Raw genomic sequence first — 17,871 nt, 5'->3', positions numbered from 1 at the left:
CGAAAATGAAAACACAAGAACAATTACCCAATTACACGCAAAAAATATTTGTTGGTGGCGAATGGAAAGACGGAAAAGGCCCGGCAATAAAAGATATCAACCCTTGGAACCAAGAGGAGTTGTTTACGTTAAAAAGTGCAACAACCGAAGATGTAAACGAGGCTTTTGAAATAGCAGCGGTAGCACAGAAAAAATGGGCCGCGGTATTACCTCCCGAGAAAAGTAGGATGATGCAAAGATTGGCCGAAGTGGTAAGAAACCGGAAGCAAGAATTTGCAGAGTGGGCAAGAAAGGAAGTCGGCGCAACATTGGCCAAAGGCCTATTTGAAGCCGAATTGGTCGCCAGTGTCTTTGAAAGTTCAGTGCATTTGCCCCTCTTGGTCGAAGGCAAAATATTACCTCGTGATATTGACGGAAAAGAATCTCTTGCCGTTAGACAACCTCTCGGCGTCATTGGCTTAATATCGCCTTGGAACTTTCCAGGGCAATTAACAGCCCGTACACTGGGCCCCGCCTTGGCCGTTGGTAATGCTGTGGTTCTAAAACCAGCATCAACATCAATAGTTACAGGAGGATTACTATTTGCCTCATTTCTTGAGGAAGCTGGATTTCCAAAAGGATTATTGAGCGTATTGCCCGGTGGTGGAGGTACCATTGGTACGGCCATTACCAAGCACCCCATTTCAAAACTGATTTCTTTTACAGGATCTACACCGGTGGGACGTCAAGTGGGCCAAAATGCATTGAGTGCAGAAGTTATAAAAAACATCGAGTTAGAACTAGGTGGCAACAGTCCGTTTGTAGTTTTAGAAGACGCCGATATTGATCAAGCGGTTGAAGCTGCCGCATGGGGTAAATTTATGAACCAAGGTCAGATTTGTATGGCGATAAACAGAATTATCGTAGAAGACAAAGTCTATGATGAATTCACCGAAAAATTCATAGCCAAGGTAAAGACCCTAAAAAGATTGGACATGAACGACCCCGACACCTTTATCGGACCGATCATTGATCAAGCACAGTTTGACACGGTTAAAAATTTAATAGACGAAGCAAAGGCCCAAGGCTACAAAATGGCCCTTGGTGGCGAAGCCGAAGGTTGGCACATGCCCCCACATGTTTTTGTGGATGTTGATGAAAATTGCCCCCTATTTAAAAATGAAATTTTTGGGCCAGCTGTATCCATTGCCCGTGCTAAGGATATGGATGATGCTTTACGATTGGCAAATGCAACAGATTATGGCTTATCTAGTTCTGTATTTACTAGAGACGAAGCCAAAGGCATGCAATTTGCACAAGGAATCGAAGCTGGTATGACACACATTAACGACCAACCTGTCAACGATAGTGCCTATGCTCCCTTTGGAGGTGTCAAAAACTCAGGTCTGGGAAGATTTAACGGACAATGGGGCGTTAAGTCATTTACGGTTGTCCGTTGGATCACCGTTCAAAAAACACCAAGAAAGTATCCGTTTACAGCGGCCGATTTTCAATAAATCCCTAAGATTATACATGTTCGCTATAGGCCAAGTCGTCGTCTTAATACGTGGCTTGGCTTATTATTTTTAATTAACTTGTGCCTTTAATTCCTTAACGGTATTGTATTGGATCAGAGTTTTAACGAAGCTTTTTTACCCGGCACCCTAAGGAAAACATTATTTTTAAATGGATAACATCCTGACCTTTTCCATTACCGTGTTCACGGGCTTTTTCGCCATAATGAACCCACTTTCGAATATGCCCATTTTCTTGTCGCTGGTGGGAGGTGCCGATCGGAAGACCCAGCACAACATCAGTAAAAAAGCAACTTTTACAGCCTTTGTAATCGTTACGCTCTTTCTTGTGCTCGGTAAGTTTATATTCCTTCTTTTCGGAATCACCATACCCGCTTTTAAAATTGCCGGGGGGATCTTGGTTTTCTTTGTGGGCTTCGATATGCTACAATCCAAAAAATCGAATGTAAAACACTTGAAGGAAACCCATATTGATGAGGATATCGCCATTTCACCCCTCGCCATTCCCATTTTGGCCGGCCCTGGTACCATTGTTACGGGAATGAATTTTGTGTCGAATGCCGACTATCTTAAGATCGGCATCGTCATATGCATATTCGGCCTCCTGTGCTTGATGACCTATTTCACTTTTATGCTAAGCGACGTGTTCATTAAAAAAATCGGTCACAACGTTATATCGGTCATAGGAAAAATTATGGGCTTGATCATTGCGATCATTGGCACCGATATGGTGATTCAGGGCATTAAAATTTCATTTGCCCTTACAAACTAACATAATCGACTTTTTTCTATCCTAAAATGAGACACCTGAATACCGAAAAAAACAAGAAAAATGCCATCGCCTTTTACAGAATGGCCTATGAGGGACACCCTAGGGAGGCCATAGAAAAATATTGCGGCGGAAAGTATGTTCAGCACAATCCCCATGTAGCCGACGGTCCGCAAGGCTTTATCGACTATTTTGAAAGAATGCAAAGGGAATATCCCGAAAAAACCATTGAATTTGTACGCGCCATTGCGGAGGGCGACCTAGTGGCCCTGCATACCCATCAAATCTGGCCCGATAACGATCAATATGTTACAATGGATTTCTTCCGGTTCGATAAAAATGGGAAGATTTGTGAACATTGGGACGCCATCCAACAAATACCCGAAACATCGGAAAATCCCAATACGATGTATTGATCACCTGTTTGCAATACATGGGCCTTAACCGTTCACTTCCCCATCTTTGTGTCCAATGCCCAGGTATTGTCCTTGATATAATGAAGGAGTACCGCAAAAAAGGCTACATGGATCAATTGTGAGGGTAAAATGGCCCAGTTCTCTATCAAGGTGGTTCCAAAGATCAAGAGAAGCATGATCACCGCCCCCAAAATAAGGGCTTGTCGGGTAAACAACCCTATAAGTAACAATAGTCCCGTACAAAACTCCAAAATGGGAAGGGCATAGCTAAAAGGGACGACCATAAACTCGGGCAACATCGAGGTTTCAAAACTTTTTACCATCCAACTGCTAAATCCCGAAAGTTTGGGTAAGCGCACCAATCCGTGCCCAAACATACTTAGGCCAATGGCCATGCGAAGTATCAAATAACTGATCTTGTTCATTTATCTTTTATTGCAAATATAAAATAAAGAGGAAGAGGAGGGAGGCGGCCTAAAATTTATCAATGGGAAATTAAAAGACATTTCACCATTAATTTATGACACCGAATTTTTCTACTTCAGAAGGCAGTTCCCTTTCTTTTCAATATGTGAAAAAACGATTGTAAAAGAAAGTCCAAATCACTATTTTTTTCTATTATTTTTAGCCCTATGAAAAAAGTATTGATTCTATTTTCACATCCTACATTTGAAAAATCCAGAGCAAATGCCATTCTTGTAGAACATGTAAAAAACAAGGAAGGTGTTACTTTTCATGATTTGTATGAAGAATACCCCGATTTTCATATAAACGTTTCTTTTGAAAAGAAACTTTTAACGGAACATGATGTTATTATATGGCACCATCCTTTCTATTGGTATAACTGCCCGCCATTAATGAAACAATGGATAGATATGGTTTTGGAATTCAATTGGGCCTATGGTCCAAATGGTACGGCCTTGGAATCAAAGACCTGCTTAAATGTAATAACTACGGGAGGCACAAAAGAATTGTATTGTTCGGAAGGAAGCAACAGCTATACCGTTGATGAATTTTTACGTCCGTTCGAACAGACCGCCAATTTATGTCTTATGAACTACCTACCTCCATTTTTAGTGATGGGAACACACAAACTTACAGAAGAAGAACTTGAAGCTTACGGTAATAAGTATAGCGAATTAATAGATACGCTACAAAATAAGAAAACCAATTCAATTGAACACGGTGTCACCTAGCGTGGCATTAGATGAAAACCATTCAGATTATGACAGGAAACATACTTTTTAATGTAATTGTTTTTCTTACAAGCGCCATTATTTGTGTTTATATCGCCAAACGGTTAGGGCTTAGTTCTGTATTGGGTTACTTGTTGGCAGGTGTTTTAATAGGCCCTTATGTACTGGGTTTTATAGGGGAAGAAGGTGAGGATATTCTCCATTTTGCTGAATTTGGGGTCGTTATGATGTTATTTTTGATCGGACTGGAAATTGAACCCAAAAATTTCTGGAATATGCGGAAAACCATTTTAGGCATGGGGGGAATTCAAGTAGTGGGTACCATATTGCTTTCTTATTTTCTTTTTATGTTTTTTGGTTATGAGAGCAATGTTTCACTAGTAATTTCAATGGCCGTCGCCTTGTCATCTACTGCAATTGCCTTACAGACCATTAAAGAAAAAGGATTGATGGCAACGACCTTTGGCACATCGGCATTTTCCATTTTACTATTTCAAGATATCATCGTAATTTTTATGCTGGGTGCTATCCCCTTGCTTTCGAACGCAAAGAATGCTCCTATAGAAAAAAGTGTAGGCCATGGTAACCTTTTAGATGGCCTTCCTTTCGGTTTTCAGACACTGGCAATTATTTTATCGGTAGCATCGATTATTGTTGCCGGAAGATATTTGATAGTACCAATATTACGAAAGGTTGCAAGAACCGGTGTTCGTGAACTTTTGATCGCCTCTGCCTTTCTAATAGTTTTCAGTATTTCGCTCTTAATGGAGTATGTGGGGCTTAGCCCGGCATTAGGTGCGTTTTTAGGTGGTGTAGTATTGTCTAACAGTCAATTTAAACATGAATTGGAAAGCACCTTAGAGCCTTTTAAAGATTTATTGCTAGGGTTGTTTTTTATGGCCGTGGGTGCATCTATCAACTTTGTTATTATAAGTAAGATACCTTTGACCATCGGAGGACTACTGATTATAATTATATTGCTAAAGGCTTTTGTTCTCTTTATAACCGGTCGGATTTTTAAACTCAAATTCGACCAAAAACTTATGCTGACCTTTGGTTTGGCCCAAATAGGCGAGTTCGCCTTTGTGGTGTTGTCGTTTGCCTTTCAATTGAACATTCTAAACCAAGAACAAATGGATATTATGCTTGTGGTAACGGCACTTTCTATGTCCATTACCCCCATGGTGAGTGCGTTTAACGAGCGTATATTACTTCCAAAAATAGGGACCAAAGAATCTATAAAAAGACCTATGGACCATATTGCCAAATCACATAAAATTATACTTGTAGGTTTTGGTCATTTTGGTAGTACCGTCGGTCGTTTTTTAAGATCGCACGGTATAGAGGCCACCATATTGGACCATAATTCCAACAGGGTAGATTTCTTACGTAAAATGGGGTTCGAGGTGTATTATGGAGACGCTACCCGAAAAGATTTATTGGAATCTGCGGGCATTGCAGAAGCAAAAATACTCATCTGTGCCATAGACAATATGGACGTTACAAAAAAAGTCACCAAGCTCGTCAAGGAAAACTATCCACATGTAGAACTTATGGTACGTGCCAAAAACAGGGATGCAGCGTATGACCTATTAAATATGGGTATTGAAAACATTTACAGGGAAACATTGGATACCTCTTTGGCCTTGGCCAAGGATACCCTCAGTAAAATGGGCTTTAGAAAATATACCCTGAACAGGCAGGTCAAAAATTTTATAAAGTACGATGAGGATAGCTTACGACGCTTGGCGACCGAACCAAAACAAGACAAGAATTTTATATTTAAGGCCAGAAAAGAACTAGAGGAACAAGAACGACTTTTAAATGCCGACCTAGAAAGAGGTGTGGTAATATACGATGATCTTTGGGACAGTGAACAGATTAGAAAAACACTGGAGAAACAACAAAAAAACAACACAGCTCAAAATAAGTAATAGCAACACCTAGTTTACCCATAGAGCATATTTTTTTTCAAAAATATTTTCCCCATGTACGAATAGCAAACCACCAATAGACAAAGGGCCCTCACCACTATCAGGCCTGTTTTCGACGCAAAAAAGTATGGACTCCCATTTTTTTCGTCTATGAAATAATTTAGTTCATAGACACAAAACAACTAGAGGTATAGTATTGTATTCAAAACGGTACACGGTATTAAACCAGCCCTAAATATCTGTGTCTTAATATTAGAAAACAAACACAATTGTTGAACCTTAAAATTACAAAGATGAAAAAGACGATTAAGACATACGCAGTATTATCATTATTCTTAGTAGGATTTACATTGCCAAGTTCGGCACAAGCAAAAAAACGTACCACTACAACTACGACCAAGACCGTGACCAAAAAAGTGCCGGGAAAAATATCCAGTAAAAAAGTGGAGTACAGTAACAAGAAAAAGAAAGTTGTTTCGGTAAGAACAATACCTAACAAAACTGTTGTTAAGCACAATGGTGAAGATTATTTTTACTCTAACAATAAATTTTATGCATATTCTCGAGGAAGTTATATTCCGATCGCCCCTAAAAATGGTTTTAAGATAAAATCGCTACCGGCGGGTTCCAACAAAGTTCGCTTTAACAACAAAACGTATTTTACCTATGCGGGTATATTTTACATACAGGTAGGCTCTAACTATGAAGTAGTGGAACCAGAAATAGGTACAATAGTTTATGAACTTCCCAATGATGCCGAAAAAGTTAAAATAGATGGTGAATCATACTATGAATACGCAAACATTCTGTATCAAAAAATAAAGATAAGCGGTTCTAAAGCCTATGAGATAGTAGGTATTGTTGATATTCAATAATATTTCCCCAATTTTGTTTTAGAGCGCTTGCCAAACCTAGGCAAGCGCTCTTTTGTTTTATAAAAACGGTATTCTCTATGGTTTTCTGTATTTATGCCCCCTTTCCTGTTCATAGAATACACCTTAACGGCCCCTTGTATATCTTAAAAACGTATTATCTTAGTTTTTTATAAAAATATAGCGTTCACCTAGCTTTAATAAAATTATATTAAAGCTTGCCAATATGAACCTTGTCAAGTAAAAAAGGCTTAAAAGATGTTCTCCATATACCAGTTTATTATCGTTTTGTTTCTTTTTCTTGACTTTAATACAGGTACGGATATACTGCCTTCAAACACCAACGATACTGTTTTATATTTTGACATTGTCTTGAACGACAAAGTAATCGGAAATTTAAAAGCGACCAAGAGCAGTGAGGGCAACAAGACCTTTTACCAAAGTGAAACCGCTATTAAAACCAGGGTCATCAAAGAAATCGAGGTAAACTATAAATACGATGTAACCTTTGAGAACAAGGTTATGAAAATGGCCGATGTTGTTATTGATGTAAATAACAAGCCCCACGCCAATACAGTAACAAATTTGAAAGGTTCACAATACCAAATTATCAAAAACGACAAGAAAGAAGAAGTAGTGGATCCCCCAATCGACTATACCACTATTTTACTTTATTTTAAAGAACCCGTGAATATAGATCGTTGCTATTCGGAGCAGAACGGAAGTTTTAATACCATCGTAGCGCTCGGGGAACACTCATACAAGAAGATCAATACAAAAGGGAAGGAAAACATCTATTACTATAAAAACGGAATTTTAGAAAAGGCCAGTATCGATGGAGGTCTGGTCAAATTCGAAATAATTGCACGTAAATAAACATAAAAAAAGAAAAATGGATATAGGCTTGGTTTTATCTGGTGGCGGAATACGGGGAGTCGCACATATTGGACTAATAAAAGCTTTGGAAGAGCATAATATATATGCCACACATATCGCCGGCACTAGCGCAGGTGCCATAGTCGGCGCCCTATACGCCGGAGGTGTACCTTGGTCAGAAATATTACACTTTTTTAAGGTTACATCCATATTTCATACCAGTAGATTCGCCAAAGGAAAACCCGGATTTATAGATACCGAAAAGTTCTACGACGAGTTTAAAAAGTACTTGCCGGACGATCGTTTCGAAAAATTGCCCAAAACCTTGTTCGTTACCGCTACGAATATCATAAACGGAGAACTAAAAATTTTTCATAAAGGAGAGCTCATACGCCCCGTATTGGCATCAGCTACTTTTCCTGGTGTCTTCTCTCCCGTGGCTATAAACGGTTCTTATTATGTAGATGGGGGCGTATTGAACAATTTTCCGGTAGAGCCTCTTAAAATTTATTGCGACAAGATTATCGGTAGTTATGTCAATCCTTTAAAAAACATCGATGTCAAAGACCTTAAGCATTCGTACAACGTGGTGGACAGGGCCTATAAACTAAAATCGGCAGCGGAATCCATGGCAAAGTTCAATGATTGTGATTTTGTCGTTTCCCCGGAAGAGTTGAGCAATTTTGCCACTTTTGACATGAGAAGCATCGATACTATTTTCGATATTGGATACCAAAGCACAAAAGAAATATTGAAATTGAAAAAGCTATAAGTTAAATAGCAACAATTTAACATAAGTACCCAATAGAATATTTTAGTCCAGGACAAAGTATTGAAAACACCAAATAACTTGTTTTCCCATTTGTCTATAATTTCCTCTCATGTATAGATAGAATATGGGCATTCGTCTATATCCTTCTTTTTATAGGACATACCAAACTACTTTTGCGCACAAATAAATTTATTCTAAACACATAATCATGAAGAAAGTAATTGGTTCCTTAGCCCTTATAGCTGCATTATCTAGCTGTAATAGTGTAAAAAACATGAGCACATCAAATGTTTCTGATGCTGCAACATTGTTGAGCTCTTTAAGTTCTAACTCAACAGTACAACAGGTGGCTAGTCTTTTTAGCCTTTTAGATACCAATAATGATGAAGCTATTAGTTCCACAGAAGCTATTGGTTCAGTTGCCGAAAATTTTAACGTATTGGATAGCGACAATAATTCTAGTCTTAATCTAACCGAATTACAAGGTATTCTTTCATTACTTTAATAGAGGCAGAACCATATAATTATAATGTAATAGAGCGTATTCAAAAGAATGCGCTTTTTTTTATCTATACAATTAAACGAATCATAGACAAAAAAGCTTCTTTAATCTAATTTATGTACAAGAGATTAAACCTAAGATGAAATAACAAGTCAAAATAGTGATTGTATAAATGAAAGTTTAACCTTTTAAAATGATGAGCCATGAAAACAAATAACAAAACATATCTTTTATTGTTCTTGTTCCTTACCGGATTTATTTTTCACGGTACAGCGCAAAGAAGTAATCGAACAAGCAAAAGCGCAAAAGCAGCTGTAATTAGAAAAACACCAAATAGGGTGTCCAGTAAAAAAGTGGTTTATAGAACCCCAAAAAAGAAAGTTGTATCGGTAAGAACGATTCCCAATAAAAAAGTAATCGTACATAGAGGTCAAAAATACTATTACGCAAACAACAAATTTTACACCCAATCTAGGGGTAGATACATTGTAATAGCCCCTAAAATTGGTTTCAGGATAAATACATTGCCGCCCAATTTCACTAGAATACGTTTTAACAACCATATTTATTTTAACGTGAGCGGTACTTTTTATACCCAAGTAGATGACGGATATGAAGTTGTTGAACCAGAAATAGGCACTATCGTCTACGAACTTCCAGATGACTATGAGAAAGTAAATATAGACGGAGAAACTTATTACGAGTTCGGAAACATTCTGTATGAAAAAATTCAAGTAAACGGTACCAGGGCTTACGAAGTGGTCGGTATTATAGACATGGAGTAACGTTTACATTGTACATTATATAATTCTTAAAAAAAGCACTGTCCGTTTTGGATGGTGCTTTTTTAGTATCGTTTACCAATCGTTCAAACACTACTTATCTGCAAATAAAATAGTTAACATCGTATTTCAACCTTTTTTAGTGCTTCACATAGGAGATCTTAAAATTTCGGTAAAGAATTATGTACTATAGTAAACCTATTTATATTAGATTCATATACCAATATCGACAAAACCTTTTTAAGATAACATTTCATAATCTAATGATGTTTTTTTCCGGTTGATCCATTTTTATATAAATTAATATACCAAACACTAAAACAAGCCATTATAATATGCAAGCTTATTTGTTTCCAGGTCAAGGCAATCAATTTTCCGGTATGGGAAAAGACTTGTTCGAAAAATCAAGATTGGCCAGAAACTATTTTAAAAAGGCCAATAATATATTGGGTTTTTCTATTTCTGAGGTTATGTTCGAAGGAAATGCTGAAGAAATAAAGCAGACCATATATGCCCAACCTGCTATTTTTCTGCATTCCTACATATTGGTAAAAACCCTTGGCAACAATTTTAGGCCAACTATGGTTGCCGGGCATTCTTTGGGTGAAATATCCGCTTTGACCGCCATTGGGTCATTAGATTTTGAATCTGCCCTAAAACTAATATCGATTAGGGCATCACTTATGCAAAAGGTTTTTGAAACGGAGGAAACCGGTATGGCCGTGGTAATGGGACTTTATGATATTATTGTTCAAGATGTTTGTTCGAAGATAGATGGCATCGTTGCCCCTGCAAATTATAATGCCCCCAAACAAGTGGTTATTTCGGGAGGGAAAAAAGCTTTAAAGGAAGCTTGCGATAAATTAAGACCTGGAGCTACCGATATACTAAGTTTACCTGTTAGTGGCGCATTTCATTCACCCTATATGGAACCGATCATCGACGATTATAGGGCTGCCGTAGAACAAACAACATTTAAAACTCCCAAGTGGCCTATTTATCAAAATGTTACCGCACGCCCAACTACCAATATAGCAACCATAAAGAAAAATTTGGTAAATCAATTAACACACCCTGTATTGTGGCGACAGACAATACGGCATATGATAGCCGATGGGGCCAAAGAATTTACCGAAATCGGTCCAGGGAATTTTCTAAGGGGACTCGTGCATCAAATCAATAAGAACGTAACGGTCAAAGGAATTTCGTAAACCAATATTTATTTTTATATAGTTCTTTATCCTTTTTATCCTATAAAAAGGAAGCTTAGAACCACCATAAAACAATCCTACTTTTTTTATTACCCTGTGCCATTGGTATCATATGGTAGTCGGCCTTTGCTTTTTTTAACTGCTTTTCAATTTTTGGCAGATTATCGGATTTGGCCACCAAACTAGAGAATACTTTTACCTGATCTTTAAAAAATACACTCTCCTTTATCAATCGCTTAATAAAAAGTGCTTCACCTCCATTACACCATAGTTCATTTGCCTGTCCTTCAAAATTAAGAGACCGCTCTTTTTTATCGGTATTTCCTTCCAAATTCTGAAGCTTTCTAAGGTTTTCTTTTACTGCCGCTTCCTCAGAGCTATAAAAAGGCGGATTACAGACCGTAAAGTCAAATTGCTCATTTTTACCCACTATATTCTTAAACAGAAATCCCTTGTTCTCTTGCCAACGAATTTCCACTTTGTGCTTTAATCCTTCTGTTCTAAGTATATTGGATTTGGCTATTTCTACAGCTTTTGCATCGCTTTCCGCACCGACCATCTGCCAATTAAAATATTGAGCACCAAGAATGCAATAGATACCATTGGCCCCAGTACCAATATCCAACCCCTTTAGTTGTGCATCCTTTGGCAACTTTGATTTATCAGAAAGAAAATCGCGAAGATGTAACAAATAATCTAAGCGACCTGGAACAGGAGGTATCAAATATCCGGTAGGCAATTGATAATCCTCCAATTTAAAATCTGCAAGGAACATGGACTTGTTCAATTCCAATACCGCCGATGAAGAACTAAAATCTATGGTCTCTTCCCCAGCGGGATTAGAAACAATATACTTTTTTAATGTAGTATGATGTTTTACCAACCTATTTAGATCATAGCGATTGCGATATGGATTTTGGGGGTGCATGGGACCAAGAAAGTTTTAGTTTTTAATGTATTTGGCACGTTCCATAAAATGATCCTCAAAACGTTCTAACATGGGTGTCAGATGTTCTGTATACAATACATATTGACATTTTCTTATGCTCTGGGTAACTGCAAGCATAGCGTTATATTCCGATCTTTGTTTTAAAAAGTCGCCATCATCTATACTACAGATCAGTAATTGCGCCGTACTTACCCCATTCAACAAAAATAGTTTGTACAAATTTGTAGGTGTGGTAATAAGTATATCTATTCCTTCGAATATTTCCGATTTCTGAACATCAATATGAAGTTCTTTGTACCCCACATACACCCTCAAAGATGTTTGCTTGGTATATGCTAAAAAGGTTCTGTACAATTCCATGGCGCGCTCCTTATTTTCTACAAGTACCACTGCTCTAGGTGCATTTCCAGCCGCTTCGCACTTCAATTTTTGCAATGTTGTAAGCAATAGGGTAGTGGTCTTACCACTGTTGTTCGGAGCGATACAAAAGGCGTTTGCCCCACTCTTTATTACAGGAATACTACTTTTTTGAAAAGGGGTAGGGGTTTCTATGGATAAATGCTCTAGCACTTCCAATAAGTGTGGATGTAATTTTTTAAATGACATAACTTTCTATTATGATAGCGACATTTTGCAATCTAAATGCCAAGGCCCCAAAGATACCACCAAAGACCGAGAACAGTAGAGCATGCCTGTTTAAGTTTAATCGAATACTGTTCGTTCGTTACAATTTCTCTTAGAAATGCCCTAAAACAACATTCTACCGCTATTTACGTTGATTATATATTCCCTAGTTGGAGGTCTCATTGTTTAATCTTCTAAAAACATTAAAATGATGAAAAGTGTATGTTTTTTTTGGATACTTCTAGCTACTTTTACGTGTCAAATATCTGCACAAAGTACCGAAGAGCTCCCCTTGTTCGATATATCGCAACTCACCTATGAGGGAGGTTTTCGTATAAAGGCTAGTAAAAATGGTGTTTCTGAGATAAACTATTCACAAGGCCCTATTGCCTATAACTATGAAAACCATTCCCTGTTCATAGTTGGCCATACCCATCAACAGGCTATTGCGGAATATGCGATTCCTGAAATCATAAAAAGCGAGGAGCTGTCAGAACTGAACATGGTAGAGACTCCTATTCAAGTTTTCAGTAGCATATTGGACAGAACCCCAGATGGTAATCCTGAAAAAATAGATAGGGTAGGGGGACTGTATTATGTAAACTACGGCGGACAGGCGAAATTGATTGTAAATGCGTTTGAATATTATGACGCTCCGGCGGATAATACCGTGAGTACCCTTATTATAGACAATGCCAATGATATAGAAAATTCATCGGTAAGTGGCTATTTTAGCTTTGAAGGTGGTGCCACACATACCTCTGGGTGGATTTCCCCAATTCCCGAAGCATGGCAAGAAACCCTAGGAGGATCCCATATTACCGGTCATTCTAGCGGTATACCCATTATATCCAGATGTAGTGCCGGACCTTCGGCTTTTTCGTTTGAAATGAACGACGCCCTAAATGCTTCAAATACTATTAAAACAACAACTTTATTGGATTTTAGCCTATCTAATCCTTTACACGAAGATCTAAGTAACGAATCTAAGACAAATAATATATGGACGCACCTGTCAAGGGCCACTTATGGTTTTGTCGTACCCGGAACCAGAACTTATTTGACCATAGGCTATAGTGGTGGTTATGAAAGTGGGGTTTGCTATAAATGTACCCAAGACAACGGCAACTTGTGTGGAGGTTATTGTACACCGGAGGCCGATGATAATTACCAATACTATTGGTTGTGGGACGTGAACGATCTTTTGGCCGTTAAAAACGGTACTTTACGACCACATGAAGTAATGCCCTATGACCATGGCTTTTTTAATACTCCCTTTCAGGCCAATGGTTCAAAAAAAATAGGAGGTGGTAGTTTTGATCCCGCTACTGGCAACTTATACCTATCCATTCAATCGGGAGATACAGAGCAAGGTACTTATAGCAGGCCACCGGTTATTGCTGTATACAACGTAAATGGTGAGGTTCTTTCCGATAATAGACCTATAAACAGACCAACACTTACTATGTATCCGAATCCGACCTCTGGCATACTATATATAGAAGGACTAGTCGGAAAATCGAACATTCAGATAAATGATATAAGTGGCAAGCATATACGGACTGTGACAACCGAAAATTCTTCATATGAACTGAATATGAATGATCTTGCCTCTGGAGTATATGCAATTTCCATATTAAATGTAGGCACCGAGACTCTATATGCCAAAAAGGTGATCAAGGTAGATTGATACACTTTCTTCTGGTTACAGAGAAAAATCACAAAAATTTTACCAAACTACGTAACTAGTTACATAAAATAATATACATTTGCGTAACCAGTTACTTAACTTAGGGTTTATGGATGATTTTTTAATACAAATGGAGTACGAGGGACTTACCAGTAGGCTAAAGCGTTTAAGCGACGCCCTATTGTACAGTACCAAAGACCTCTACAAAAGTGAAGGCTTGGATATAGAGCCTAATTGGAACCTTATATTCAGATTGTTACAGGAGCACGAGTCCATGACCATAACGGAAATGGCAGATACCCTACAGTTTTCGCACCCTGCGGTGGTAAAAATTGTGAAACAAATGAAAAAGAAAGGATACATCGCTACCGCAGAAGACGTGAACGATAAACGTAAACAAGTACTATCATTAACGCCAAAAGCGCATAAACATATTACCGTATTCGAACGTTACTGGGAAGCGGGGACAGAGGTCACCCGAGATATTTTGGCGAATAGTCCCCATTTTATGGAAGAACTGGAACGTATAGAAGAAAAAATTAATGAAGCAAATTATAAAGAACGTACCTTAAAAAAATTATAACTCAATGAATTTATATGCTGAAATTTTGGGCTATATAGCCATCATGGCAGGATTTTATGCCGTTACCAAAAAGGATATGGGCGGTTTTAGGCTATGGCATATGATCTCTAGCTTTTTTTATGTCATTTATGGCGTGTTTTTAGTTTCAGGACCCTTAATTATATCGGGTGCCATTTTCTGTGTTATACACATGTACCACCTACGTAAATTAAAACAACAACAGAAACAGAACAATTTGGACAACCACACCAATTGTTCGTCGTGTTAATTTAAATTTACTGGAGAAAACCAAACGAACGTATTAAGGTATTAGGCTCTACTAATTATAAAAAAAGGACAACGCTAGGAGGGAAGCGTTGTCCTTTCTAATTATAGTTCTGTACAGAACTGTAATCGTTTGTATATGGCCTTGCTTTTTAAAAAGAAAGCCTTACTGTTTAAAAGAAGGTAATTCCACTACATACGATTCTACAGAAGTGCCGTCCTCACTACCGCTCCAATCAGAACCAAAAAGTACTCTGGTTCCGGTAGGACTTATGACCGCATGGGGTTCTCCCCAATAATCAAATTCATCTTCATCGGCCCTATGGTGCCCAATTCTATATACTTCTACATTGCCTTTTTCCACCCTGGCGATTACCAATTCTTGGTCTAAAAGCGATTGTCCGTCTTGTTCATAACCTATCATCGATGCAGCTATCCACCCCGGATTTTTATGCGCAACGGCAGATATATGGCTACCGCTCTTTGGGTAATCGTATCCTAAATCTGTAGAAATTACGGGTATACAATCTCCAGTGTTTAGGTCAAAAGCAATAATATCGCCCAAACAACCTCCATTAGGTCCTTCTGCAAAAGTAATAGAGTAGTTGGTGTCCGTACCATCTGTCATTTGACCCAAACAAGAATGTTCTACGCTACCTTTATTAAGTCGCGCCTTAAAATTTCCGTTGGCATCATATGATGATACACTATGGTAAAATAGATTGCCACTTGGTGCCGGCATCGCGGCAATATAGTTTACATCATCAACGTCTATTGTTATCAATTGCTCGGTAGAAAGGCGATAACCGAACGTTTTATCGTTATCGCATCTAAATCCTATTACATCAGAATCCCAAGACATCATTTGCACATCATTGCCCATGCTAATATTACCATCGCATCCCGAAACTTCTCTTACGTTCACCAACACTTCCTTATCGCCCGAAGACACCGAATATTTTATAAAATCATCTGTAAGGGCATCTAAATAGTACAAAACATCAGGATCGTTATAATCCCAAAACAATTGTTCTATATCATCTGGACGCACATCGTCAAGATTGCGGATAAAGGTATAGTCCATACCATCCAATAGTTGGTGCACACCATTGGTTTGGTCGTATAATATCATTTTTGATTCGTCGGCGTTCCAAGCCTGGATCGTGCTATACATAGGTTTGATCACTCCTCCATTACCGGCATCGGAAATTCTTCTGATAATGGTACCAAAAGAGGGGTCTACAATGGTTTCCAAATACGCTGGTTTTGCCACATCTTGCATCGGATGTGGTTCCATATCGTTTGCGATTAATTCGGTCGCCACATCTACCGTATTCTGATTTTCTTCGGGCTCCGGCTCCTCTTCCTGTGTATCCATAGAAGTTTGGGAATCTTGCTCTTCTTGATCAACAAGAACATTATCATCCGAACAACTGCTTATAGCGAAAGCAATACAAAACAACCATAGGTAGCTTTTAAATTTGATCATAAAATTAGAATTTAGGGGTTTTAAATATGTACGGAGAAACAATTGGTCTTAGTTGTTAATTGTTCATTTTTTATCAAAATACTGTCACTATAACATTCTTAAAATTAAGCAGGTACAAATACCATGAATCGGTTAGTGGTCCGTTTGTTATTTTTTCACTCTAACCACGACTAATTACGCACAAAAATTATAACAAAAGGCATTTAAACAATGTCCATACAATGAGGGGTGCCATTAGATCAATAGCCCTTAACTTTGTAATCCATTATATACGACTATGCAGATTGAAAATACCGCTTATTCCATTTTAGACCTTGCACTGGTATCGGAAGGTCATACATATAAAGAAACCTATAACAACGTTCTTAAATTGGCTCAACATGCCGAAAAATTCGGATATGAACGCTATTGGTTGGCAGAACACCATAATGCTCCTAATATTGGGAGTAATGCCACTTCAATATTAATAGGGTATGTTGCCGAAGGCACTAAAACCCTTCGTGTCGGATCTGGTGGTATTATGTTACCCAACCATTCACCACTGGTGGTTGCCGAGCAATTTGGCACGTTGTCTTCTTTATACCCCGATCGTATTGACTTAGGATTGGGTAGGGCACCGGGAACGGACAGGGAAACGGCACTGGCCATACGATCCGATTTTATGAGTGCGGCCCATTCTTTCCCAAATGAACTGGAAAAATTGGAAATGTACTTTTCTAAAGACAATGCCAACGCCAAAATGCGGGTTCCCGTAGCGGAGACAAATAAGGTACCATTTTATATTTTAGGATCTAGTACCGATAGCGCCCATTTGGCAGCAAAAAAGGGACTGCCCTATGCATTTGCGAGTCATTTTGCAACGACCCATTTATGGGAAGCCCTGAAAATTTATCGTAAGGGGTTTAATCCATCAAATAATCTGGAAAAACCTTATATAATAGCTGGTGTTAACATTATTGTCGCCGATACCGATGAAGAGGCCCAACGTTTATTTACCTCTTTAATACGTTTGATCGTAGGTATTTTTACAGGTAAGAGAGATTATGTACAACCGCCTACCGCGATGACAGAAGATCTTAGAGAAATCTTAAAACACCCTCAAGTACACCAAATGCTAAAATATTCCTTTGTAGGCAGTAAAACTACTGTTAAGGCTCAAGTAAAGGAATTTTTGGAGCAATCCAAGGTCGATGAACTTATTGCCGTAACCAACATTTATGATATTAATGACAGAATCAAATCGTACGAACTGTTTGCGGAGATCATGAAAGAACTCAATTCGGCTAATTAAATCATTTCCTTTACAAACAATTTTATTCATTAGTCTAATCTACTGCAGCAAACTATATTTTCTGATATAAATGGCTTATTAAAAGCAAAATAGGAAGGTGAAAACATTCATTTTCCTATTTTTTTGGTAAGACCATC

The 17,871-nt window shown here is 38.2% G+C and carries 19 protein-coding genes; 15 read left to right on the top strand and 4 right to left on the bottom strand.

Features of this window, described 5'->3' with window-relative positions; all coding sequences use genetic code 11:
- Window positions 1-5 precede the first annotated feature (5 nt).
- The 3 genes from J8L85_RS11445 (at window position 6) to J8L85_RS11435 (ending at window position 2,699) form a co-directional block, all read left to right on the top strand.
- A complete protein-coding gene (locus tag J8L85_RS11445; protein WP_211017357.1) occupies window positions 6-1,496 on the top strand; it encodes an aldehyde dehydrogenase family protein in 1,491 nt (496 codons plus the stop codon).
- 169 nt (window positions 1,497-1,665) lie between these two features.
- Window positions 1,666-2,286: a MarC family protein gene (locus J8L85_RS11440; RefSeq protein WP_211017355.1), complete on the top strand. Its 621-nt coding sequence runs from the start codon at window positions 1,666-1,668 to the stop codon at window positions 2,284-2,286.
- Window positions 2,287-2,321: 35 nt separating this feature from the next.
- Window positions 2,322-2,699, top strand: a complete 378-nt coding sequence (locus J8L85_RS11435) for a nuclear transport factor 2 family protein (protein ID WP_211018268.1) — start codon at window positions 2,322-2,324, stop codon at window positions 2,697-2,699.
- A gap of 32 nt (window positions 2,700-2,731) precedes the next feature.
- On the opposite strand, the gene J8L85_RS11430 is transcribed toward J8L85_RS11435, so the two are convergent.
- Complete coding sequence (locus J8L85_RS11430; RefSeq protein WP_211017352.1) at window positions 2,732-3,124, bottom strand: DoxX family protein; 393 nt, start codon at window positions 3,122-3,124, stop codon at window positions 2,732-2,734.
- Window positions 3,125-3,331: 207 nt separating this feature from the next.
- On the opposite strand from J8L85_RS11430, the gene J8L85_RS11425 reads away from it, so the two are divergent.
- From J8L85_RS11425 to fabD, 8 genes are all read left to right on the top strand, one after another.
- A complete protein-coding gene (locus tag J8L85_RS11425; protein ID WP_211017350.1) occupies window positions 3,332-3,895 on the top strand; it encodes an NAD(P)H-dependent oxidoreductase in 564 nt (187 codons plus the stop codon).
- A 29-nt stretch (window positions 3,896-3,924) separates the two neighbouring features.
- Window positions 3,925-5,829, top strand: coding sequence for a monovalent cation:proton antiporter-2 (CPA2) family protein (locus J8L85_RS11420; protein ID WP_211017349.1), 1,905 nt, complete (start codon window positions 3,925-3,927; stop codon window positions 5,827-5,829).
- A gap of 293 nt (window positions 5,830-6,122) precedes the next feature.
- Window positions 6,123-6,704, top strand: coding sequence for a DUF6515 family protein (locus J8L85_RS11415; protein ID WP_211017347.1), 582 nt, complete (start codon window positions 6,123-6,125; stop codon window positions 6,702-6,704).
- Between the two features lie 255 nt (window positions 6,705-6,959).
- Window positions 6,960-7,577, top strand: a complete 618-nt coding sequence (locus J8L85_RS11410; protein WP_247656637.1) for a DUF6134 family protein — start codon at window positions 6,960-6,962, stop codon at window positions 7,575-7,577.
- 16 nt (window positions 7,578-7,593) lie between these two features.
- The gene (locus J8L85_RS11405) at window positions 7,594-8,349 is read left to right on the top strand and encodes a patatin-like phospholipase family protein (RefSeq protein WP_211017345.1); all 756 of its coding nucleotides are present in this window, start codon (window positions 7,594-7,596) and stop codon (window positions 8,347-8,349) included.
- A gap of 274 nt (window positions 8,350-8,623) precedes the next feature.
- Complete coding sequence (locus tag J8L85_RS11400; RefSeq protein ID WP_211017343.1) at window positions 8,624-8,854, top strand: hypothetical protein; 231 nt, start codon at window positions 8,624-8,626, stop codon at window positions 8,852-8,854.
- Window positions 8,855-9,054: 200 nt separating this feature from the next.
- On the top strand, window positions 9,055-9,636 hold the full coding sequence (locus J8L85_RS11395) for a DUF6515 family protein (RefSeq protein WP_247656636.1): 582 nt from the start codon (window positions 9,055-9,057) through the stop codon (window positions 9,634-9,636).
- Window positions 9,637-9,968: 332 nt separating this feature from the next.
- On the top strand, window positions 9,969-10,844 hold the full coding sequence (gene fabD, locus J8L85_RS11390) for an ACP S-malonyltransferase (protein ID WP_211017341.1): 876 nt from the start codon (window positions 9,969-9,971) through the stop codon (window positions 10,842-10,844).
- A 55-nt stretch (window positions 10,845-10,899) separates the two neighbouring features.
- Here the strand turns inward: fabD and rlmF are convergent, their stop codons facing one another.
- Both rlmF and J8L85_RS11380 read right to left on the bottom strand, forming a co-directional pair.
- The gene (gene rlmF / locus J8L85_RS11385; RefSeq protein WP_211017339.1) at window positions 10,900-11,772 is read right to left on the bottom strand and encodes a 23S rRNA (adenine(1618)-N(6))-methyltransferase RlmF; all 873 of its coding nucleotides are present in this window, start codon (window positions 11,770-11,772) and stop codon (window positions 10,900-10,902) included.
- Between the two features lie 15 nt (window positions 11,773-11,787).
- Window positions 11,788-12,399, bottom strand: a complete 612-nt coding sequence (locus J8L85_RS11380; protein ID WP_211017337.1) for a DEAD/DEAH box helicase — start codon at window positions 12,397-12,399, stop codon at window positions 11,788-11,790.
- 226 nt (window positions 12,400-12,625) lie between these two features.
- Between J8L85_RS11380 and J8L85_RS11375 the strand changes: the two genes are divergently transcribed.
- From J8L85_RS11375 to J8L85_RS11365, 3 genes are all read left to right on the top strand, one after another.
- A complete protein-coding gene (locus J8L85_RS11375) occupies window positions 12,626-14,107 on the top strand; it encodes a T9SS type A sorting domain-containing protein (protein WP_211017335.1) in 1,482 nt (493 codons plus the stop codon).
- Window positions 14,108-14,216: 109 nt separating this feature from the next.
- Window positions 14,217-14,690 carry a MarR family transcriptional regulator gene (locus tag J8L85_RS11370; protein ID WP_211017332.1) on the top strand — a complete coding sequence of 158 codons (474 nt, stop codon included), beginning with the start codon at window positions 14,217-14,219 and terminating at the stop codon, window positions 14,688-14,690.
- Window positions 14,691-14,694: 4 nt separating this feature from the next.
- Entirely contained in the window at window positions 14,695-14,958 is a 264-nt protein-coding gene (locus tag J8L85_RS11365) for a YgjV family protein (RefSeq protein ID WP_047245269.1), read from the top strand.
- Window positions 14,959-15,120: 162 nt separating this feature from the next.
- Here J8L85_RS11365 and J8L85_RS11360 read toward each other — a convergent pair whose 3' ends face one another.
- Window positions 15,121-16,443: a hypothetical protein gene (locus tag J8L85_RS11360; protein ID WP_211017330.1), complete on the bottom strand. Its 1,323-nt coding sequence runs from the start codon at window positions 16,441-16,443 to the stop codon at window positions 15,121-15,123.
- 277 nt (window positions 16,444-16,720) lie between these two features.
- Here J8L85_RS11360 and J8L85_RS11355 point away from each other — a divergent pair, with 277 nt between their 5' ends.
- Complete coding sequence (locus tag J8L85_RS11355) at window positions 16,721-17,734, top strand: LLM class flavin-dependent oxidoreductase (protein ID WP_211017328.1); 1,014 nt, start codon at window positions 16,721-16,723, stop codon at window positions 17,732-17,734.
- Window positions 17,735-17,871: the final 137 nt, after the last annotated feature.

This window comes from Maribacter sp. MMG018 (genome assembly GCF_018100785.1).
Classification (GTDB): Bacteria; Bacteroidota; Bacteroidia; order Flavobacteriales; family Flavobacteriaceae; genus Maribacter.
This window is presented reverse-complemented; position numbering and strand designations above follow the sequence as displayed.